Origin of the sequence: Motilimonas thetidivivens, from assembly GCF_046452435.1 — a bacterium.
GTDB lineage: Bacteria > Pseudomonadota > Gammaproteobacteria > Enterobacterales > CBDFNC01 > Motilimonas.
The window spans coordinates 32882-53515 of record NZ_JBKFDK010000022.1 but is presented as its reverse complement, the minus strand read 5'-3'; the positions used below and the strand labels follow the sequence as shown (position 1 = coordinate 53515).

Genomic DNA, 20634 nt, shown 5'->3' with positions numbered 1-20634 from the left:
CTAGCACTCATTTTTTCATTAACATAGCACCCATATAACCACAACAAAATTGACAAACGTAGGCAAGATCTGTAGAAATGAGCGGCGTTTGTTATTCCAACTCGCATATAAAGAGCAAAGGAGACGTGCTATGGCTGATCAAAAAGCCACTCTACATCTACCAGGTCAAGAGCCTGTAGAGCTGCCAATATTAGAAGCAGCAGCGGGCAATAATGTACTAGACGTACGCGGCTTGGGTAAAACAGGTTACTTCACTTTCGATCCCGGTTTTTTAGCAACCGCTTCATGTGAATCTGAAATTACCTTTATTGATGGTGCAAAAGGTGTACTTCTACACCGTGGTTACCCGATTGACCAATTAGCAAAAAAATCTGATTTTCTAGAGGTTTGTTACATACTTCTGAACGGCGAGGTGCCCAACCGTAAAGAGTTTGATGACTTTCATCGCGTTGTCATGCACCACACCATGGTTCATGAGCAACTAACAGACTTTTTCTCAGGTTTCCGCCGTGATTCGCACCCGATGGCGATCATGTGTGGTGTGGTAGGCGCACTTTCTGCGTTTTACCATGATTCACTCGATATTTCTGATGCAAGGCACCGCGAAGTTGCGGCTTACCGTCTGCTATCTAAAATGCCAACCCTAGCTGCAATGAGTTACAAGTATTCAGTAGGTCAACCTTTTGTTTACCCTCGTAACGATCTCAGCTACGCAGGTAACTTTCTACATATGATGTTCGCAGTGCCATGTGAAGAATATGTTGTTAACCCTGTACTTGAGCGCGCGATGGATCGCATCATGATCCTACACGCCGACCACGAGCAAAATGCTTCAACTTCTACAGTTCGTCTAGCGGGCTCATCAGGTGCAAACCCGTTTGCATGTATCGCTGCAGGTATTGCATCTCTTTGGGGTCCTGCGCACGGTGGTGCTAACGAAGCTTGTCTAAACATGTTAGAAGAGATTGGCAGTGTTGATCGAATCGAAGAATTCGTCGCTCGCGCGAAAGATAAAGACGATCCATTCCGTCTAATGGGCTTTGGTCATCGCGTTTACAAAAACTTCGACCCACGCGCTACCGTAATGCGTGAAACCTGTCATGAAGTACTGAAAGAGCTAAACATTGAAGATCCACTATTAGATGTTGCTATGAAACTTGAACAAATTGCGTTAGAAGACCCTTACTTCATTGAGAAGAAGCTATACCCTAACGTTGACTTCTACTCAGGCATCATTCTTAAAGCCATGGGTATTCCAACCTCAATGTTCACCGTTATCTTCGCGATTTCAAGAACCGTTGGCTGGATTGCACACTGGAACGAAATGTTAAGCCAGCCGGGCCAAAAAATTGGTCGTCCGCGTCAGCTTTACACTGGCCACACGGCTCGTGATTTTCAATCCATTGACGAGCGTTAATCCTAACTATCTGAAAAATATTAGACTAACGCATCAAAATGCATAAGAATAAAGAGGTCATTAACGACCTCTTTTTTTTGCGGAGCTAAACATGAAAAAATTAGCCTTTGTTGCTGGCGCTTTTCTTTTATCGGCGTGTAGTAGCATCAGCATGAAATACGAAACTTTAACTCAAGATTCACTGCTTTACGTTAACGCTAAAACCCAAGAATGCAGCGGCGTTGGCCCAATGACCTGTTTACAAGTTAGAACCACGGAAGATCAAGATTGGCAGCTGTTTTATCAAAAAATCGAAGGCTTTGATTATGAGCCCGGTTATCAATATCAGCTGCAGGTTAAAAAAGAAACGGTGGAGAACCCACCAGCCGATAGCTCCAGTATCAAATATACTTTAGTAAAAGTTATCAGTAAGTTAGAAGTGAAAGATATTCAGTAACCGGATATGTTGCACGTTTAAATGAATTAGGCTTTTAGCCTAATTCATTTAGTCTTTGGCGCTGTTGCTTTGTATTAATTAAAGTACTGCTTTACCCTTAAATAATCTTCTTGGGTATCAATACCGGTAACCGGCGTTTGTTGGGCGATAGCTAGGTGAATTTTCTCCCCATGCCACAACACTCGTAACTGCTCTAATTTCTCTATCCCTTCCAATGGGGATTCACTTAACTCTATGTATTTCTGTATAAAGCCTGCACGATAAGCGTAAATACCTATGTGTCTTAGCAAAGGGTGTTGGCTGTCTAACTGCTCAGGAAAGCTATCCCTTTGCCAAGGAATACTGGCGCGGCTGAAATACAAGGCATAACCATTTTTATCCGTCACCACTTTAACCGCATTGGGGTTGAGCGCTTCTTCAAGGGACGTTATTTTGGTCGCCAGCGTTGCCATCGGTGCTAATGTTTGCTGAGCAAGATTAACCGCAACCTGCTTAATGATACTGGCTGGGATCATTGGCTCATCACCCTGCACGTTGACGATTACGTCAGAGTCAGCAAAGCCACATTTTTCAACTACTTCAGCTAAGCGCTCGGTACCCGATTGATGATCACTTCGGGTCATACACACTTCACAATCAACCGCATCGGCTATGCGAGCATCATCCGTTGCGACAATAACTCGCGCAGCACCACTTTCCTTTGCCCGCTCAACGACATGCTGGATCATCGGCTTGCCACCCAGATCAAGCAAAGGCTTGCCGGGTAATCGCTCGGATTGATAACGCGCGGGGATCACAACAATGAAGCTCATGAGCTTATCTCGTCTAAACTTAGCTCACGCGCCTTTTCTTCAATCAGCACCGGAATGCCGTCATTGATTTGATAGGCAAGACGATCAAATTTACAAACTAATTCTTGCTTAGGTTTGTCATAATGCAGCTTACCCTTACAAACAGGGCAAGCGATGATTTCTAGCAAATTATGATCTAGCATGATGTTTCTCTTAATTTAGCAATAATTAAGTCTGCTACGGCCGCATCTATCGCTGCGGTTACCGGAACATACCAAGATTGGGTTAGCGCAAAATCGCGGCATTTCACCGCATCTTTTTCAGTCATAAAGAGCGGCAACGTTTGCTCTAAGGCTTTAATTTCTGCTTCATCGAAAGCATGATGATCAGCAAAGGGGACGCCTTTTGCAACGTTAAAGCCCAGCTCATCTAAGGTTTTGAAAAATCGAGGAGGATGGCCAATTCCCGCACACGCGTTAACGTGAGTACCGTATTTAGTTTTATCAAACGCCGCAATCGCATCGGTCACCGGAGTTGGATCAGCAGCAATTAATGACATGGCAACTTCATCGCCTTGTATCTGACCGCCATTGTTTATTATCAGATCTACGCTCTCTAAGCGTTGACGAGTTTCCCGCAATGGCCCACTTGGCATCAGCCAACCGTTACCAAAGCGTCGCTCGCCATCCACCACAACTATCTCAATATCTCGTTGCAGCGCGTAATGCTGTAAACCATCATCCGAGATAATCACATCCACCTGATACGATTGGCGCAATAGCCTTGCCGCGTCAATTCGACTGGGAGACACCACTACCGGACATTGGCAGCGATGATAAATTAGCACCGGCTCATCACCCGCTTGGGCGCCGCTGGTGTGCTGATCAACTATCAGTGGGTAATGCTGCGCTTTACCGCCATAGCCCCGACTGATCACCCCGGGTTTGAAACCTGCCGCCGTTAATATTTCACATAACCAGATCACCACGGGGGTTTTGCCATTGCCACCTACACTTAAATTGCCTACGACTATGGTAGGCACACCAGCATGCTCACTGCGCAGCCAGCCTAAGCGGTAAGCGAGTCGTCTCATTGTCGTCACTAACGCAAATAACCCAGTAAAGGGTAGCAGTAGGTAGCTAACAATAGTCCTGCTATACCAAAAAGACATGATCAACCAGCCGAGGTTTGCATTTTAAGTAGGTTGGCATAAATCCCGTCTTTTTGGCTTAAGGTTTGATGTGTGCCCTGCTCGATAACTTGTCCCTGATCGACCACCAAGATTTGATCTGCATTTTCAATGGTGGATAAACGATGAGCAATCACAATCGAAGTGCGGTTTTTTTGCAGCGCTTCCAATGCCGATTGAATATGGCGTTCAGATTCGGTGTCCAGTGCTGAGGTAGCTTCATCCAAAATCAATATCGGTGCATCACGTAATAAGGCACGAGCAATGGCGATACGTTGGCGTTGGCCGCCCGAGAGCATCACCCCATCTTCTCCCACCATGGTATCGAGGCCGTCTGGGAACTGCTCTATAAACTCCATGGCATTGGCTGTGCGCGCTGCTGCGATAATTTGTTCGCGGCTATATTTATCCCCTGTGGCATAAGCAATATTGTTGGCAATGGTGTCATCGAACAAATGCACCTTTTGCGATACATAAGCCATTTGCGAGCGCAAGTTATCCAGTGGGAAGTCATAAATGCTTTGCCCATCGATAGTCACTTCACCTTCAATGCCATCGTAAAATCGAGTTAAGATAGCTGCGATGGTGGACTTACCCGAGCCGGAGCGGCCCACTAACGCGACTGTTTTACCGGCAGGAACCGTAAAGCTCACATCATTTAGTGCTAATTTTTCTTTGCCATCGTAGCCAAAACGGACATGCTTAAATTCAATATCCCCTTTGACCTTAGCGATTGCTTTGGTGCCGCTATTTTTTTCGAGATCGCTATCTAAAATGGCAAACAAGCTATCACAGGCCGCTAAGCCTTTTTGAATTTCATTATTCACCTGAGTAATGGCTTTGATTGGCTTCATTAGCGCAAACATAGCACTGATAATGAGCGTAAAAGTACCTGGAGTTAAGGTGTCCATGACTTGTGGGAAGGTGGCCAAATACAACACAAAAGCCAACGCCATTGAGGCTAAAAATTGGATCACAGGAACACTGATAGCCTGCGCCGAAATCATCTTCATATTTTGGCGACGCACTTTATTACTGACTTGGGCAAACTTGTCTTGTTCTACCTGCTGACCGCCAAACATCAGCACTTCTTTATGCCCTTTAAGCATTTGCTCAGAAGATGTGGTGACCGACCCCATCGCCGCTTGGATCTGATGGCCTAAACCACGAAAACGCTTACTGACTTTGTTAATCACAAAGCCAACCAGAGGGCCAACAACAAAAAAGATCAAAGATAACTGCCAGCTTTGATAAAACATCATGGTCAGTAATGCCACCACCATGGCCCCTTCGCGGAATATGCTAACCAAAGAATTACTGGCGGCATTGGCGACCTGATTACAATCATAAGTAATTTTAGATAGCAGGTCGCCAGTGCTATTTTTATCGAAAAACGCCACTGGCATTTGCATTAAGTGATTAAACACCGCCCGCTGCAGCTTCATTACCACATGGTTACCGACCCAAGCCATGCAATAACTACTCAAAAAAGCAGCCAAGCCGCGCGCTGAGATAATAATCAACACAAAAATCGGCATAAAAGTCAGTACATCGGGGTTCTTTCCCGTAAGCCCTTCATCTAATAAAGGTTTTAACGAATAGATAAAGGTAGCGTCCACCGCCGCATAGCCTAGCATCCCCAAAATCCCGCCAAAAATACCGAGCTTTTTGTCTTTTACATATGAGATGAGTCGCTTAAAAGTAACAAGAGAAGAATTTGTCGTATGTGTCATAACGGCTACTTTGGGAAAAAAAACCATTTTAACCTTTAAGGAGCAAAAGGTAAAAGCGCTCTGTTAAACCAATAAGGTGCTAAATCATGGCGATACCGTTTTATTTCAATGCCTGCACTGCTCGGTTGGATTAAAATCATGCCATCCGTTGCAGTATTGAATAGCCTCACCTTTAATCTTTGATAGCGTTCAACCACCTTTTCGTCAGGGTGTCCCCACGGATTGTAGCGCCCTGCACTTACGATAGCATAGGCCGGATTTACCTTGGCGATGAAGTCACTGGTTGAAGAGGTTTTACTGCCATGATGGGGAACCAGCAACACATCCGCTTGTAGCTTCAAACCATCTAGCAGCGCTGTTTCCGCTTTTGCTTCAATATCCCCTGGCAGTAATAAACTAAACCCTTTGGTTTCCAGGTGCAGCACACATGAAGTGTTATTTCGTTTACGCCCGACCAGGCTTTCGTCTTGACTCAGAAAGCGCCCAGTAAACGCGCCCAACTGGATCACTTGATTAAATTGGCAATAGCTAAACGGTGCAACGGCTTGATTATGCCAAGCCTGGTTAACGCTAAATTGAGCCAAAATATCACCTGCGCCACCCGCATGATCATTATCTTGATGGCTAACCACAAAATGACTTAGCTGATGCACTTGTTGTTTGAGCAAATAAGGGATGAGCACCGTTTTGGCGATACTAAAGCCTGAATCCGACGCAAAACCGGTGTCATAAACTAACCACTCACCCTGACTCTCGATAAGGACACTTAATCCTTGCCCCACATCAAGTACCACAACTTGCCATGGTAATGATGCGCGCCCGCCTTGCCAAATGAGGGTTGTTATCGCCACCAAAATGAAGGCATATCCCGCCGTTGCATGATAGACCGATTGATAATATTGCCAAATTAACCAAAGGCCCGCCGCCATCACAAACAACCAATAAGCCTGTGGCGCGCTCACTTCTAACCAAGCCGCTGGCCATTTTAGTATGACGCCGACCAGCGTATTTAATAACCACTCCACAGCCATTAAGCCAGGCACAACAACGTCACCCAGCATTAACAGCAGCAAGGCCGTGAATAAGCAAACGGGGATCACTATGATGCTCATGAGCGGCACAAATAACACATTATTAATCGCCGATAGCAAACTAACACCCGCAAATTGACTAATTTGCAACGGCATCATTAACAGCCATAAACCAAATTGGAATAACAATAAATAGCTCAGCCAGCGCAGACCCACGGGCTTTTGCCGAGGTACAAAGCGCGCGATAATAAAAATGCTCATCACCGCCGCAAACGAAAGCCAAAATCCCAGCCCTAATACGGCTAACGGATCCCACAAGGTAACCATCACTAAGGCGACTAAAACCGAGTCTAACGGATTGATTTTACGCTGTATCAATAAGGTAGCGACCACCACACCATACATGATTAAAGCGCGCTGGGTAGGCACGCTAAAACCCGCCAACCAAGCATAAGCCGCCGCCGCGCCCAAGCCCAACAACCCAGCTATCATTAAGGCATTCAGTTTTAGCCCAGTTAGCCGATTCAACAAGGTCAGGCTAGCCCAACCTAATGCCGTTATCGCCGTTCCTACCAGCATGATGTGTAAGCCTGAGATCACCATAATATGAGCTAACCCCATTTGCTGAAGTTGCACTCGCAGTGGCCAAGCCAAGTTTGATTTGTCTGCAAACACCAGTGCTAACAACATGCCTTGATGGGTTAGCCCTTGGGTGTAGTGCTTAATTTTTTCATGCCATGCCACCCGTAATGACGGCTGAGTGGACTCAATGTTCAATAACGTCTTAATATCAACTTGATAGCCTATATGCTGGCTAAATAAATACGCTTGCTGGTTAAAGCCGACACTATTTGCTCTGCCCCACACAGGCTTTATTTTAGCTTTAACCCGTATCAATTGGCCGCTGACTAAGGTTTGCTCACTGCGATACCAAGTTAATTTCACTTTTTTCGTTAAGAGCGGGGAATAATCATCGATGGAGATCAACTCAGCTTGATATATTTGCGTGGTTGGGCGTGAATTTAGTGAATTAATTTGTACAACTATGGTATGTTCTTGCCCCGATGCAAACTCCTCGGGTAACCAGTTTAGTTGCCATTGGGCATAACAACTAAACCAAACAAGCCCAATAAAATAGTAGCTGATACATCGAGTGCGCTGAAAAAAGAATAGAAAGCCCGCGAGGCTAATGCACAGGATAGAGAGAAACAGACTAAGCAACTGGGGCAGCAGCAAGCCAGATGCAATACCTGTAACAAGACAAATGTATCCTCTGCGCATTTGCTCAACACCTAGATTAGATAAGTAAACTATATGCCAAAAAAGCTGATCAAGCGGTATACGCCCAATCCAGAGACATTAAAGAATCATAAGCATTTAAAAATTTTTGGTGATTTGCTTCATGACGCCAACCTTTGGCATCTTAACCGTCGCTCTGCGGCGGGCGCGTTCGCTGTTGGCCTTTTTATGTGTTGGGTACCTTTGCCATCACAAATGATCATGGCCGCGGGTCTAGCTATCTTGTTTCGTGTCAACTTACCTTTATCGGTCGCCCTAGTCTGGATCTCTAATCCCCTTACCATGCCGCCGATGTTTTACTTTGCTTACTTAGTGGGCGCCTATTGCTTACAAGAGCCAGTGCAACAATGGCATTTTGAACTCTCATGGCAATGGTTATTTGACATAGTAAACACCATAGGTCCCGCTTTGCTGACCGGCTGCGCCATCATGGCTGTGATAAGTGCCGGGTTAGGCTATTTGCTTGTCCATTGGATTTGGAAACTCTCCGTCATTCGCAATCATTCAAAACGTAAGTTTCGCAAAAAGCCTAAAAATTAAACATTCCTCCAGTTCAAACTAGGTGGTAGACCGCTAGCCTAGTTTGATAAAAATGATATCTTGGAAATACATTTTTAAGACTTATTACCGATATCAATCTATTTTTGTGATCTATATCCTACTCCAGTTAACAAATGTAATATTAGATTCACAAATCTCGACTAAACTTCAAATCGAAAATTAGGGATAAAAATAATTGATAATCATTGCCGTTATCATTATATTTGTCCCGCAATTATGCGCTGAACAGGTTGGTTCGGCCTAATTAAATTCTTGCACCTACTATAATTAAGGAATTATTGTGAAAAAAACATTATTGACTTCAGCGATTCTTGCTGCTCTTGCATCTGGCTCAGTTTCTGCTGCACAAGTTTACAAAGACGAAACACACAGTGTAGATGTTTACAGCAAAATTCAAGGCATGTACTACAGCTCTGATGACAAAGATGAAGACGGCGATCAAAGCTACTTCCGTCTTGGTGCTAAAGCTAAGTCTTCAATCACAGATACTACTTATGCTTTCGCTCGTTTTGAGCTTGAGTGGGCTGCAACACGTGGTTCAGACAACGATGTACGTCTAGGCTACGCTGGCCTAGGTAATAAAACTTACGGTGAGCTATCATACGGTCGTCAATACGGTGCTTACACCCTAGTAGCTGATTTCACAGACGTACTATACGAATTCGGTGCTGACGCTTCTGGTACAGGCACTGACACCTTCGGTACAGGTAAATCTGATGCGCTGCTAAAATACGCAGTAAGCTTTGGTGGTGCAGAAATCCACGCAAACTTCCAAACTGATAACAACTATGAACAAGATATCTTTAATGAAGGTAAAGATAAAAAAGATCAAACTAATGATACTGTTCAATCATACGGTATTGCAGCAACCTACGGTTTTGACTTTGGTGTGAACATCGGTGCTGCGTACAACCAAGGTGAGCGTTTAGACTCAAGTGCTGGCGATGCAAAAATGACAGCATTCGCAATCAACTACGATGCTAACAACATTTACGCAGCGGTGCTTTACTCTTTCGGTGACGACTGGGGTAAAAAGAAAATAACAAGCAAAGACGTAGACTACACAGCGGTTGAAGCTGCATTAGGTTACGATTTCGGTAACGGTTTCAGCGCACTAGCTGGTTACAACTGGCAAGAAGCGAAAGAGAAAGGTGCTAAGAGCGAAGATACTGTTAAGTACTACACTTTTGGTGCACAGTACAAGTTTAACAAGCAATTTGCTGTTTACACTGAGTACAAAGCTGACCAAATCAAAGGTGCTGAAGACATCCTAGCCCTTGCTGCTGTTTACAAGTTCTAAGCTAACTTGATTAGTCATAATCAATTGACTTAGTAAAATCCTGCTTCGGCAGGATTTTTTTTGCCTAATTATCAGGGTCTGGTTGAGCCTAGAAGTCAGCCCACTCTCACTCTATAGCTAACCTCACCTCTTCCTGCAGCAAGCTCCGGCCTAAAGACTATCCTAGCAAGCAATCTCGGCGAAGTAGTAAGCGTCTCGTCGGTTGTTAAATGCTCTATCGATTAACGTTAAATTGAAGCTAAGAAACCAGCTTCATCGGCTGATTCAGTGGAAACTAGATTACAACTGGCTTGGCTATAAAAGCCAAGCACAGCTTACGCAGAAAGTAGTGGCAAGGTTATCCATGGCCTAGTTGCTGGGCAGGTTTCACTTGAGTTGCACGCCATGCTGGATATAAGGTGGCCAATAGACTCATGATGATCGCAACCACAGCGATAATAACCACATCAAGGGCTTGAACCATGGAAGGCATGAAATCAATAAAATAAATCTCCGCCGACAGCACCTTTTTACCCAGTAACTGTTCAACGAGATTAAAAATCTCGGTTAGATTCAGCGCGACCAACAGCCCAAGAATAACCCCAAGCAGCGCACCGACTATTCCATTTAACAAACCTTGCACAATAAACACATTGCGCAGCAAGGAATTACTAGCGCCCATGGTTTGCAAAATAGCAATGTCTCCCTTTTTCTCGTTAACCGCCATCACCAAGGTCGAAACAATATTAAAGCAAGCCACGGCGACCACTAAAAATAAAATGACATACATTAGTGCTTTAACAAGTTGAATATCTTGATAGACATTGCCTTGAGTAAATACCCAAGGTTTAATATACACCAGCAGCCCGGTATCAAAGGCAACCCGGCGAGTAATGGTTACGGCATCCATAACATCATCGGTTTTAAAGGCGATACCATTCACCCCCGCGGTGAGCGACTCCCCCGTGGCTAAGGACATAAAACCAAGACTGTGATCGAGTTGCCCACCCATTTGCAAAATACCCACTAAGGTAAAGTTAACGCGTTTGGGGGCGGCCAACTTAGTGCTTTGAGCTAAATTAGGCAATAACAAGGTCACGGTATCATTGACCTTAAGGCCTAATTTATCGGCGATGCCTTTACCCAGCACCAGATGTTGACCGGGTTCGGATAAACGCTGCCAGCCCTCAGCGCTAATGTAGCGTGACATATTGGTCACCTTATCTTCTAACTCAGGCTCAATTGCACGCAGTGCAACGCCTTTCATGGTGTTGCCTTTTTGCAATAGCCCGGTCACATTAATATACGGCGCGGCCGCTAGCACTTGACGATCTTGCTCAACCCGCCTAACTAACTCTGGCCAAGCACTAAACGCACCTTTTGCAGCTTCAATCTCACCATGGGGAATAACAGATAAGATCCGCTCACGCAATTCTCGTTCAAACCCGTTCATGGCCGACACGCCGATGATCAACACCGCCACGCCAAGCATGATACCGATAAGTGAAGATAACGAAATAAATGAAATAAAGCGGTTTTTTTGCTTGGCTCGACTGTAACGTAAGCCAATAAAAGCAGATAAAGATATCACCTTAGGCCTCTTGCTTGGTTGAGGTTAAAGCGCCTTCTAACTGCCCATCTCGCATATGTAGCTGGCGATCTAATTGGTTAGCTAACTTAAGATCATGGGTAACCACCACAAAAGCCGTATTCAAACTTTGGTTTAGCTCGCGCATCAACTGATAAATGTTCTCCGCGCTTTGCGCATCCAAGTTTCCAGTTGGCTCATCGGCCAGTAAAATGGCTGGCTGATTGATTAAGGCTCTGGCAATGGCCACACGCTGGCGCTCACCGCCCGATAATTCAGCGGGGCGATGTTCAACCCGATGACCTAACCCCACTTTTTCCAGCATTTTTTGTGCTTGTTGCTTGGCTTGCTTAACCGGTGTTTTTGCAATCAATAGTGGCATCATGACATTTTCAATGGCGCTAAACTCGCCCATTAAGTGATGAAATTGATACACAAAACCCATTTCTTGATTGCGTAAATTAGCCTGTTGCTTAGCGCTCATTTGGTGAATATCTTGGCCGTTAAACAGCACCTCGCCACTGGTCACTGTGTCTAATGCACCTAACAAATGTAACAAGGTACTTTTACCCGAGCCCGAGCTGCCCACAATCGCCAATAACTCGCCGGCTTGAACATCTAAATTAACGCCATGCAATACCGGCGTGACCACATCACCATCACGGTATTGTTTGGTGATATTTCGACAACTGAGTAAGTAATTATTCATATCTGAGTGCCTCGGCGGGGTTTACTTGAGCCGCCCGCCATGCTGGATAAAATGTTGCAATTAGGCTGAGCGCCATCGCCCCGAAAATAATCTGGCAAACTTGCCAAACATCAAATAAAACTGGAAGTTGACCACCCACTGCGGCATATAGATTTAAACCCAACAAGGCCATAATATCATTGATAAAGTAAGCCCCTGCAAGGCCTAAGACAGCGCCAAAAATCGCCCCTAATATGCCGCTCCAAGCGCCTTGTACCATGAAGATGCCAATGATTGAGCGGTTATGCATGCCCAAGGTTTTCAAAATAGCCACTTCGCCTTCTTTATCCGTCACTAACATGACCGAAGAAGACAAAATATTAAAGGCAGCGACAGCAACAATCAGGCATAACAACATGCCAATCATGCTCTTTTCCATCTTAATAGCGGCAAAGAATTGACCGTGACTGCTGCGCCAATCGGTTAACTGGAACCCCGTTGGTAATGGTGTGTTACTGACGCCTTGCAAATTGAATGGATCATCCAAAATAAAACGCAGTCCCGTGACTTCTCCGACCGGTAAGCGCATCAAGCGGGTAGCATCGTCGCCATGGACAAACACCTGATTAAGATCGGCCTCGGAGCCAAGGGTAAAAATGCCCGCAACCACAAAATTACGCTGACTTGGCATGCGCCCTAACGGGGTAAACGAAGAGCCTCGGGTCGAGATCAGCCGTAACTTATCATTTAAGCCAACATTCAACATCTGCGCTAATTCACTGCCAATTAATACCCGATATTGGCCGGCCTGAAGATCATTAAGATCGCCCAGATGAAGTGATGACAGTAAGGTTTGCGGTAACCACAAGTTGGGGTATAAGCCCTGAATTTCAACGGCGCGAAGCTGGGTTGAGGTTTGTACTAAGGCTTCAACATTGGCCATGGGAATAATGGTTTGCACACCTTCAATATCAGGTAAGCTGCTCGCCACTTGTTGCCAATTTGCCACCGACTGAGTTTGATTGGACATAACCGCATGGGGGATCGCATCAAGAATGCGCTTTTTTTGCTTGGCCTCAAAGCCGTTCATCACCGACAGCACAATGATCAAGGACATCACGCCCAGTAAAATACCGCCTGTTGAAAACAGCGAAACAAACGAAACAAACCCGTTGCTGCGTTTAGCCTTGGTGTATCTAAGCCCAATAAAGAGGCTGAGTGGATAAAACATAAGTGTCTATTCAATAGCTTGCGAAAGCACAAAGATAAAGGATAATAAAGGGAATACAGGTATCGATACAAGGGCAAACTGATTAATGGACACAGAATCCTATTTTAGCGTGACACATCCCCTCACCATAAACATTGAACCTTTGCCAACAGGTACCCCAATACCGGATGCCGATGAGCTTGTCGCCCATATGCCGGCCTCATTTCAAATCGCGTCTGAGATAGCACAAGTCGATGCCAATTCGTTGCGTTTCTTAAATCAACTTGGCGAACAGACCCAAGATTTGGTCAACTATTTGACCTTGCAATCTAAAAAAATCAATATGTTACTTTGTCATATGATGGCACAAGACGATGATCCAGCGCTGCGCCATCACACCAGTGCATTTGGCGGCGGTGGCATCCGCTTTGTTCACAGCGAGCCTTGGCCCATCGCACAAGTGGCCACCATGAAAATATTTTTAGTCGATGAAGCCTCCGCGGTTTTTTGTTATGGTCAGGTCAGCGGCTGCCGCCAACTTGAGCAAGGACACGAAATCGACATGCAATTTGTGAGTATTCGCGAAACCGATCGTGATCTATTAATTAGAGCCAGCCTTCATATTCAATCGAAACAACTAAAGCGACGCGCCGAATTGCGTCAGCAGGAACAAAACTAACGCATGACAAGCTCTCTCCTTTCGCTACCCGCGCTGAGTAAAGCGGGTGACAAACGTTACCTTGGCCAATTACACGGCTCAAGTCTTGCCTTAGCTGCCGCTGAATTTGCTTTGCAACACAGTGGCATGGTGATGTTACTGGTTGCAGATACCCCTAGTGCGCTGCGTCTTGAACAAGAAGTGAACTTCTTTTTACAAGGACAAAAAAGCGTACTGAGCCTGCCGGATTGGGAAACCTTACCCTATGACAGTTTTTCCCCCCATCAGGACATTATCTCAACCCGCTTAACCACCCTGTATCGTTTACCGCAAATGACCACAGGGGTGCTGATTGTTCCTGTTAGCACCTTATTGCTACGCTGTGCACCTGCTAGCTATTTAAACCAGCACAGTTTATTAATTCAAACCGGTGAGCAACGCAGCATACAAAGCCTGCGTCAACAGCTTGAGCAAGCTGGCTATTATCAAGTTGAGCAAGTCATGGAGCACGGTGAATACAGTGCCCGCGGCGCGGTGTTTGACTTGTTTCCCATGGGAGCCAATCAGCCTTATCGTTTGGATTATTTCGACGATGAAATTGAAACCATCAAGGAATTTGATCCGGAAACCCAGCGCAGCACCAACACGGTAAAAGCCATTGAGCTGCTCCCCGCGCGCGAATTTCCGACCGATAAGGCGGCCATTGAACGTTTTCGTAGTCAATACCGCGAGCGCTTTAATGCCAGCCGTGAAGCCGAATCTGTTTACCAACAAGTGTCTAAAGGCACCTTCCCTGCGGGGATCGAATACTACTTACCGCTATTTTTTGAGCAAACAGCCAGTCTTTTTGATTATTTACCCCCTACCATGGCGATTGCCGTGGTGGGTGATATTGAGCAGGCCACCAGTCATTTTTTGAACGATGTAAGCCAGCGTTATGAAAATCGTCGCCATGATATACAGCGCCCACTACTGCCACCAGCAGAGCTGTATTTACGAACTGAAGAATGCTTTAGCCAGCTAAAACAATACCCGAGACTGTTTTTATCTACGTCGCCACTCGATGACAGCAAAGCCGGTGTAGTCAACGCCGCCACAACCGCGCTGCCAAATATCGCTGTTGTCCATAATCAAGCACAGCCTTTAGCCCCGTTAACGGATTTTCTTAACAGCTTTGCCGGTAAAGCCCTATTTTGCGTAGAATCTCAAGGCCGTCGCGAAACCTTACTTAGCCTGTTAGATAAGGTAAAACTTAAACCTAAACAGTTTGATAGCATTGCTCAATTTTGCCAAAGCAAAGCCGATCTGGGCTTGATTGTGGGTGACGTCAGTCGCAGCTTTATGATGAGCGAGGCAAAACTCGCCTTTATTTGTGAAACCGAGTTACTCGGCGATCGCGTCGTACAACGCCGTCGTAAAGACACTAAACGCACGGTGAACAGCGATGCCCTGATCCGCAACCTTGCCGAATTGGCCATAGGTCAAGCTGTGGTGCATCTGGATCACGGTATAGGTCGCTATCAAGGCTTGCAAACCTTAGATATTGGCGGCATGGCAACGGAATATTTGACCTTAGAATATGCCGGCGGTGACAAACTGTATGTGCCCGTAACCGCCTTACATCTCATTAGCCGCTATAGCGGCGGCGATGACGACACTGCCCATATTCATAAGCTCGGCGGAGAAACTTGGTCTAAAGCTAAACGCCGCGCCGCTGAAAAAGTACGTGATGTTGCCGCAGAGTTGCTTAACGTTTATGCCAATCGTGAAGTTAAACCCGGCTATGCCTTTGCTATCGACAAAGGCCAATACGCCAGTTTCTCGGCCGACTTCCCATTTGAAGAAACCGATGACCAAATCAATGCCATTGATGCTGTCCTTGCTGACATGTCTCAGCCTAAAGCCATGGACAGATTAGTTTGTGGTGATGTTGGTTTTGGTAAAACCGAAGTCGCCATGCGAGCGGCCTTTGTGGCGGTCAATGGCGGTAAGCAAGTCGCCGTTCTTGTGCCCACCACCCTGCTCGCGCAACAACACTACGAAAACTTTAAAGACCGCTTTGCCGATTGGCCGGTTGAAGTCGAGGTTATGTCGCGCTTTAAAACCGCGAAAGAGCAAAAAGAAGTGCTCAAACGCTTACAAGAAGGCAAGGTGGATATCCTAATCGGCACCCATAAATTGCTGGGAGGCGATATTAATTTCAGCGATCTTGGCCTACTTATTGTCGATGAAGAGCATCGCTTTGGGGTACGTCAAAAAGAAAAAATCAAGGCATTGCGAGCCAATATTGATATTTTGACGCTGACCGCCACGCCCATCCCTCGTACCTTGAATATGGCCATGAGTGGCATGCGCGATTTATCTATTATCGCCACCCCGCCCGCCAAACGTTTAGCGGTGAAAACCTTTGTGCGCCAACGCGATGACGCGCTAATCAAAGAAGCTATCACCCGTGAAATTATGCGTGGTGGTCAAGTGTACTTCTTGCATAACTCGGTCGATACCATAGAAAAAACCGCCGCTGAGCTTGCCGAGCTAGTCCCGGAAGCGAGGATCATCGTGGGCCATGGTCAAATGCGTGAGCGTGAATTAGAAAAGGTGATGTCCGATTTTTATCACCAGCGCTACAACATTTTGGTGTGTACGACCATCATAGAAACCGGTATTGATGTACCTAGCGCCAACACCATGATCATCGATCGCGCCGATAACCTAGGTTTGGCTCAGCTGCATCAACTGCGCGGCCGCGTGGGTCGCTCTCATCACCAAGCCTATGCTTATTTATTAACGCCCCATAAAAAGTTAATGAGTAAAGACGCGCAAAAGCGCCTTGATGCCATCGCGTCCCTTGAAGCGCTGGGCGCAGGCTTTACCTTGGCTACCCATGATTTGGAGATCCGCGGTGCCGGTGAATTATTAGGCGATGAACAAAGTGGTCAAATTCATTCTATTGGTTTTAGTTTGTACATGGAGATGCTCGAGCAAGCGGTTGCTGCGCTTCGCGAAGGTAAAGAGCCAGATCTAACCCAACTGCTCAATCAGCAAACTGAGATTGAACTGCGTTTGCCAGCGCTGTTACCCGAGGACTATATAGGTGATGTCAACATGCGCCTATCTTTGTACAAGCGCATCGCCAGTTGCAGCAGTAAAGATCAATTAGATGATTTACAAATAGAGCTGATTGACCGCTTTGGCTTATTACCCGAGCCAAGCAAGCATCTGCTGAAAATTGCCGAATTTAAACTTGCGGCATCCGCGTTAGGCATCAACAAAATTGAAGCCAATGGGGCCGGTGGTTACATAGATTTCGCAGAAAAAACTAAGCTAAATCCGACATATCTGATATCGTTACTGCAAAATCAGCCAAACATATATCGGCTGGAAGGGCCAACGCGCTTACGCTTTACCATCCCTGCGCCAGAGCGCAGTGAGCGAATTAAGTTGGTTGAAACTATGTTAACTGCGTTCTCAGAAAATACCCTCTAAAGGAGCAAAATGTTGAGTCGTTTGATATTGGCTTTATTAGTCATGCTGAGCAGCATAAATGTGGCCGCCAGCGAGCGCTATAAAGTTGAATTAATTGCGTTTAAGTATTATGAATCAGAGCAATCAATCCCTGAGCAATTTAATTATCGCCTGCCGCTTGCTAAAAGTAACCAAGGCATTAATTTGCTTGGCAGCTTGCTGCCAACAGACAAACTACCCATCACTATCGATGGTGCTCAGGTAGCTGCGTCTTTTGAGCAAGTAGGCCTGCTACCTGCAAGTGATTTTAAGTTAAACACTGAAATGAAAAGGCTAACTCGTCATCTTGCTTTTTCGCCCTTAATACATCTAGCTTGGTCTGTTGAAGTAGCCGCTCAAGGTACGCCATCCGTTAGGCTGATAGCAGGGCAAAATTATCAAAAGCAATACCAGTTAAGCTCAAGCATGGTCGGCATCGATACCTTGGGCTCATTGTTTGAGTTAGATGGATTGATAACCTTATATCAAGATCAACAACTGATCCTGGAAACCGAGTTAGCGCTGCGCGATGCCCCTACTTATCAAGGCATTGCCACCTTGGCGACACAAGATGAAGGGGTAAAAGAATACCCAGTAAAACATCGGCGTTCGGTAGGACTTGGCAAAACCTACTATTTAGATCATCCCTTAATGGGCATATTAGTTAGAATTGATAAAGCCTAAACGCCAATACGCCAAGTTAAGAGTTAAGAGTTAAGAGTTAAGCACTTAACTTGGCGATTATCACTTTAAGTAACTCCCGTACTCTATCGCACGCCATCTTCACTTTCATCTTCTAAACGCTTAATTACCCCCTTTTACCCCGTTCTCTCTGACTAATGATTGGCTAAATCCCCCGCCACTTTCAATTAACCTAATCTTTCCTATACTCAAGGAAATACAACCCATAATTAACGCTCTTGCAACGATATCAGACTAGGCTTCTTATCAAACTTTTGTTGCCCACAGCCCTTGCCGTTGTGGTCATGATTTTGCTTTTGGTATTTTGGGTACCAGAGTTGGCTATGTCTTTACAAAAGCAAGATCAGGTCAATACCTTACACAAGTTAGAGCAATACCTCATTGGCCAAGGGACTGACTCTGAGCAAAAGGATCACTTTTCCTATCATGGGTTTCACGGTGCTAAGGACCAAGCTATTGCATCTGAAATACAGATATTTCCAGTTCATCAGCGTGAAAATCCATTAGTTTCAGATGCCAACAACTATTTTGCCAGCAACCCAAACAGTCCTTTTTTTGAATGGCATGGCGATAATCAAACGCAGCAAACGCGGTTAGTCCAACCTATTCGGTTAACCGAAGCAGATTGCTGGCAATGTCATAATCAAACTCGTATCGATCAACGCAGTAATTGGCAACTTAACGATATTGCAGCTTACATCACTATCCCCAATGACTTAGATCACCTTGAACAACAAGCCGCCAGAGTGCGCAAAGAAATTACCGTGATCATCTTGCCATTTATCGCCTTGATGATGATCTGTGCCTTGTTGAATTATCGTCGCACCCAGCAGAATGTAACCAAGTTGCTCAATACCGCAAAAGACATTACTCAAGGCAATCTGCATCGCCGAGTAGGCATTTCAGGGGATGATGAACTTGCTCGCCTTGGCACGGCAATGGATATCATGCTTGATACCTTAGAGCAAACCCAAGCAGAGCTGATGGCCAGTGAGCAAAACTTTCGCCAAGCCAGCGGTGAATTAAAAGAGCTCAACCTTGAGCTTGAGACACGGGTATTCCAAAGAACCGATGCCTTAAACAGTGCCCTTAATTCATTGCAAGAAACCCAAGCCGAGTTAATCAAATACCAAGGCGCGTTAACAGCCTCAACCTTAGTGGCAGGCATAGCGCACGATATCAATAATCCATTAGGTATCGCTCTCACAGCTGTCACCTACCTCAGTGAGGAAAGTGTAAAAATCAAGGAAAAGGTGAAACAGAATAGTATTAAACGTTCAGAAATCAGCCATTACATTAATCAGGTTGATGAAAGTAGTAACATCATTGAGAATAATTTGCGACAAGCTGCCCTATTAGTCAAAAGCTTTAAAGACATGACCATCAATCAATGTCAGGATGAGTATCAAGTAATTAATTTTCTAGATTTTTTCAATTGTCTTTTTATCAGCTTGAGCCCAGAGTTGAAAAAAGCCAATGTCAAATATCAGCTAGATATAGATGACACACTGAGCATCAACACGCATCCCAGCTTTCTAAGCCAAGTATTTACCAATTTAGTACTTAACTCTATTCGCCATGGCTTCAAAGACCAACGAGATGGCATCATTAAACTGCACGTACAAGTCAATCAACAACAGTTTTTGATTACCTATGAAGATAATGGCTGTGGAGTTGAACAGGAAGTACAAGAGAAAATGTTCTCTCCATTTTTTACCACGCAAAAAGCCTTGGGCGGCTCAGGCCTTGGCCTAAACATGGTTAAAGAATTGATCAAACAAAGGTTAGCCGGAGAAATTGAAGTATTTAACGTCAGTCCGCACGGGCTAGGCTACCGTATCTCTCTGCCCTCGCTTGAGCCTGAGCAAGCAGAATAAATCACTGAGTTAATTAAAGTGTCACAAAAACTTAACAACAGGTTCTCTGAATACACCTATATTTTCTATGTATTTAAGATATTGAGAGAGCATGCGTCAATTGAACACCTTATCCAGAAAAAAGCTAAAATCCGTTACCTTGTGCCAAACCGTTGCAAAACTGATCGATAACTACCCCGAAGCTATGGTGCTAAATTTCACCAAACATCGCTTTAATTTACCCTTACCTGAGACGGTGAAATGGTTAGATATTAATATTAAAGGTAAAGAGCGTCTTAGCTCCGGACAAGTGATAAACGGTAATTTGAATGAACTTTCTTGGATAAAACAGCTGAGCAAAACCACCAATCAAAAGATTATTGTTCTGGTCAGCGAAAACAAAAAGCAGAACTTTGAGCAATTACAGCGCTTGCTTGATGAGCTGATTGCGTGGGCTCCCTGCATTGATTTGTTAGTAGATAAACAACTAAAAACCAGCATGGGCGCTTGGCCCGTCAATGAACTGCACCAAGCCTTGGAGCTTATCGATGTCACCGACATCGATATTACTAAGTCACCACGTAACTTATTTAAACAATTGCGCCATTGGCTAGGCAATCGAACCCACTATCAGGTTTATCATTACGGCTCTATCTATTTTTAGCCGCTTTTTCAGTGTTTACTTTTTAAGT

17 protein-coding genes are annotated in these 20634 nt (G+C 45.2%); 9 read left to right on the top strand and 8 right to left on the bottom strand.

From position 1 onward, the window contains the following. Positions 1 to 130: 130 nt before the first annotated feature. Both ACK8OT_RS15305 and ACK8OT_RS15300 read left to right on the top strand, forming a co-directional pair. Entirely contained in the window at positions 131 to 1417 is a 1287-nt protein-coding gene (locus ACK8OT_RS15305) for a citrate synthase (protein WP_410197389.1), read from the top strand. A gap of 91 nt (positions 1418 to 1508) precedes the next feature. Further along, positions 1509 to 1853 (top strand): DUF4377 domain-containing protein, encoded by a 345-nt coding sequence (locus ACK8OT_RS15300; protein WP_410197388.1) that lies wholly within the window; start codon positions 1509 to 1511, stop codon positions 1851 to 1853. 74 nt (positions 1854 to 1927) lie between these two features. Here ACK8OT_RS15300 and kdsB read toward each other — a convergent pair whose 3' ends face one another. From kdsB to ACK8OT_RS15275, 5 genes are read right to left on the bottom strand one after another with little or no spacing between them, the layout of a single operon-like run. Continuing rightward, positions 1928 to 2665 carry a 3-deoxy-manno-octulosonate cytidylyltransferase gene (gene kdsB / locus ACK8OT_RS15295; RefSeq protein WP_410197387.1) on the bottom strand — a complete coding sequence of 246 codons (738 nt, stop codon included), beginning with the start codon at positions 2663 to 2665 and terminating at the stop codon, positions 1928 to 1930. Further along, a complete protein-coding gene (locus tag ACK8OT_RS15290) occupies positions 2662 to 2847 on the bottom strand; it encodes a Trm112 family protein (RefSeq protein ID WP_410197386.1) in 186 nt (61 codons plus the stop codon). Before ACK8OT_RS15290 ends, kdsB begins: the two co-directional genes overlap by 4 nt. Continuing rightward, positions 2841 to 3815, bottom strand: coding sequence for a tetraacyldisaccharide 4'-kinase (gene lpxK, locus ACK8OT_RS15285; RefSeq protein ID WP_410197385.1), 975 nt, complete (start codon positions 3813 to 3815; stop codon positions 2841 to 2843). The genes ACK8OT_RS15290 and lpxK overlap by 7 nt, the downstream gene beginning before the upstream one ends. A gap of 2 nt (positions 3816 to 3817) precedes the next feature. Further along, the gene (msbA, locus tag ACK8OT_RS15280) at positions 3818 to 5566 is read right to left on the bottom strand and encodes a lipid A ABC transporter ATP-binding protein/permease MsbA (protein WP_410197384.1); all 1749 of its coding nucleotides are present in this window, start codon (positions 5564 to 5566) and stop codon (positions 3818 to 3820) included. Between the two features lie 35 nt (positions 5567 to 5601). Continuing rightward, the gene (locus tag ACK8OT_RS15275; protein ID WP_410197383.1) at positions 5602 to 7878 is read right to left on the bottom strand and encodes a DNA internalization-related competence protein ComEC/Rec2; all 2277 of its coding nucleotides are present in this window, start codon (positions 7876 to 7878) and stop codon (positions 5602 to 5604) included. A 33-nt stretch (positions 7879 to 7911) separates the two neighbouring features. On the opposite strand from ACK8OT_RS15275, the gene ACK8OT_RS15270 reads away from it, so the two are divergent. After that, the gene (locus tag ACK8OT_RS15270) at positions 7912 to 8436 is read left to right on the top strand and encodes a DUF2062 domain-containing protein (protein WP_410197382.1); all 525 of its coding nucleotides are present in this window, start codon (positions 7912 to 7914) and stop codon (positions 8434 to 8436) included. A 301-nt stretch (positions 8437 to 8737) separates the two neighbouring features. After that, positions 8738 to 9757: a porin gene (locus ACK8OT_RS15265; protein ID WP_410197381.1), complete on the top strand. Its 1020-nt coding sequence runs from the start codon at positions 8738 to 8740 to the stop codon at positions 9755 to 9757. A 337-nt stretch (positions 9758 to 10094) separates the two neighbouring features. On the opposite strand, the gene lolE is transcribed toward ACK8OT_RS15265, so the two are convergent. Genes lolE through ACK8OT_RS15250 form a run of 3 tightly spaced genes read right to left on the bottom strand, consistent with a single transcriptional unit; the run spans position 10095 to position 13243 of the window. After that, entirely contained in the window at positions 10095 to 11327 is a 1233-nt protein-coding gene (lolE, locus tag ACK8OT_RS15260; protein WP_410197380.1) for a lipoprotein-releasing ABC transporter permease subunit LolE, read from the bottom strand. 1 nt (position 11328) lies between these two features. Then, positions 11329 to 12033: a lipoprotein-releasing ABC transporter ATP-binding protein LolD gene (gene lolD, locus ACK8OT_RS15255; RefSeq protein WP_410197379.1), complete on the bottom strand. Its 705-nt coding sequence runs from the start codon at positions 12031 to 12033 to the stop codon at positions 11329 to 11331. Next, the gene (locus ACK8OT_RS15250) at positions 12026 to 13243 is read right to left on the bottom strand and encodes a lipoprotein-releasing ABC transporter permease subunit (RefSeq protein WP_410197378.1); all 1218 of its coding nucleotides are present in this window, start codon (positions 13241 to 13243) and stop codon (positions 12026 to 12028) included. The genes lolD and ACK8OT_RS15250 overlap by 8 nt, the downstream gene beginning before the upstream one ends. An 85-nt stretch (positions 13244 to 13328) precedes the next feature. Here ACK8OT_RS15250 and ACK8OT_RS15245 point away from each other — a divergent pair, with 85 nt between their 5' ends. The 5 genes from ACK8OT_RS15245 (at position 13329) to ACK8OT_RS15225 (ending at position 20606) form a co-directional block, all read left to right on the top strand. After that, positions 13329 to 13901 carry a PilZ domain-containing protein gene (locus ACK8OT_RS15245; RefSeq protein WP_410197377.1) on the top strand — a complete coding sequence of 191 codons (573 nt, stop codon included), beginning with the start codon at positions 13329 to 13331 and terminating at the stop codon, positions 13899 to 13901. A 3-nt stretch (positions 13902 to 13904) separates the two neighbouring features. Next, entirely contained in the window at positions 13905 to 17366 is a 3462-nt protein-coding gene (gene mfd, locus ACK8OT_RS15240) for a transcription-repair coupling factor (protein WP_410197376.1), read from the top strand. A gap of 9 nt (positions 17367 to 17375) precedes the next feature. Then, complete coding sequence (locus ACK8OT_RS15235; protein WP_410197375.1) at positions 17376 to 18068, top strand: CsiV family protein; 693 nt, start codon at positions 17376 to 17378, stop codon at positions 18066 to 18068. 341 nt (positions 18069 to 18409) lie between these two features. Further along, positions 18410 to 19963 (top strand): sensor histidine kinase, encoded by a 1554-nt coding sequence (locus ACK8OT_RS15230; RefSeq protein WP_410197374.1) that lies wholly within the window; start codon positions 18410 to 18412, stop codon positions 19961 to 19963. Positions 19964 to 20054: 91 nt separating this feature from the next. Continuing rightward, entirely contained in the window at positions 20055 to 20606 is a 552-nt protein-coding gene (locus ACK8OT_RS15225; protein ID WP_410197373.1) for a hypothetical protein, read from the top strand. The last annotated feature ends 28 nt before the right edge of the window (positions 20607 to 20634 follow it).

Bases quoted from the DNA above. Each gene is read 5' to 3' on its own strand.
- ACK8OT_RS15305 (WP_410197389.1), top strand. From the start codon at position 131: ATGGCTGATCAAAAAGCCACTCTACATCTACCAGGTCAAGAGCCTGTA.
- ACK8OT_RS15300 (WP_410197388.1), top strand. From the start codon at position 1,509: ATGAAAAAATTAGCCTTTGTTGCTGGCGCTTTTCTTTTATCGGCGTGT.
- kdsB (WP_410197387.1), bottom strand. From the start codon at position 2,665: ATGAGCTTCATTGTTGTGATCCCCGCGCGTTATCAATCCGAGCGATTA.
- ACK8OT_RS15290 (WP_410197386.1), bottom strand. From the start codon at position 2,847: ATGCTAGATCATAATTTGCTAGAAATCATCGCTTGCCCTGTTTGTAAG.
- lpxK (WP_410197385.1), bottom strand. From the start codon at position 3,815: ATGTCTTTTTGGTATAGCAGGACTATTGTTAGCTACCTACTGCTACCC.
- msbA (WP_410197384.1), bottom strand. From the start codon at position 5,566: ATGACACATACGACAAATTCTTCTCTTGTTACTTTTAAGCGACTCATC.
- ACK8OT_RS15275 (WP_410197383.1), bottom strand. From the start codon at position 7,878: ATGCGCAGAGGATACATTTGTCTTGTTACAGGTATTGCATCTGGCTTG.
- ACK8OT_RS15270 (WP_410197382.1), top strand. From the start codon at position 7,912: ATGCCAAAAAAGCTGATCAAGCGGTATACGCCCAATCCAGAGACATTA.
- lolD (WP_410197379.1), bottom strand. From the start codon at position 12,033: ATGAATAATTACTTACTCAGTTGTCGAAATATCACCAAACAATACCGT.
- ACK8OT_RS15250 (WP_410197378.1), bottom strand. From the start codon at position 13,243: ATGTTTTATCCACTCAGCCTCTTTATTGGGCTTAGATACACCAAGGCT.
- ACK8OT_RS15245 (WP_410197377.1), top strand. From the start codon at position 13,329: ATGGACACAGAATCCTATTTTAGCGTGACACATCCCCTCACCATAAAC.
- mfd (WP_410197376.1), top strand. From the start codon at position 13,905: ATGACAAGCTCTCTCCTTTCGCTACCCGCGCTGAGTAAAGCGGGTGAC.
- ACK8OT_RS15235 (WP_410197375.1), top strand. From the start codon at position 17,376: ATGTTGAGTCGTTTGATATTGGCTTTATTAGTCATGCTGAGCAGCATA.
- ACK8OT_RS15230 (WP_410197374.1), top strand. From the start codon at position 18,410: ATGTCTTTACAAAAGCAAGATCAGGTCAATACCTTACACAAGTTAGAG.
- ACK8OT_RS15225 (WP_410197373.1), top strand. From the start codon at position 20,055: ATGCGTCAATTGAACACCTTATCCAGAAAAAAGCTAAAATCCGTTACC.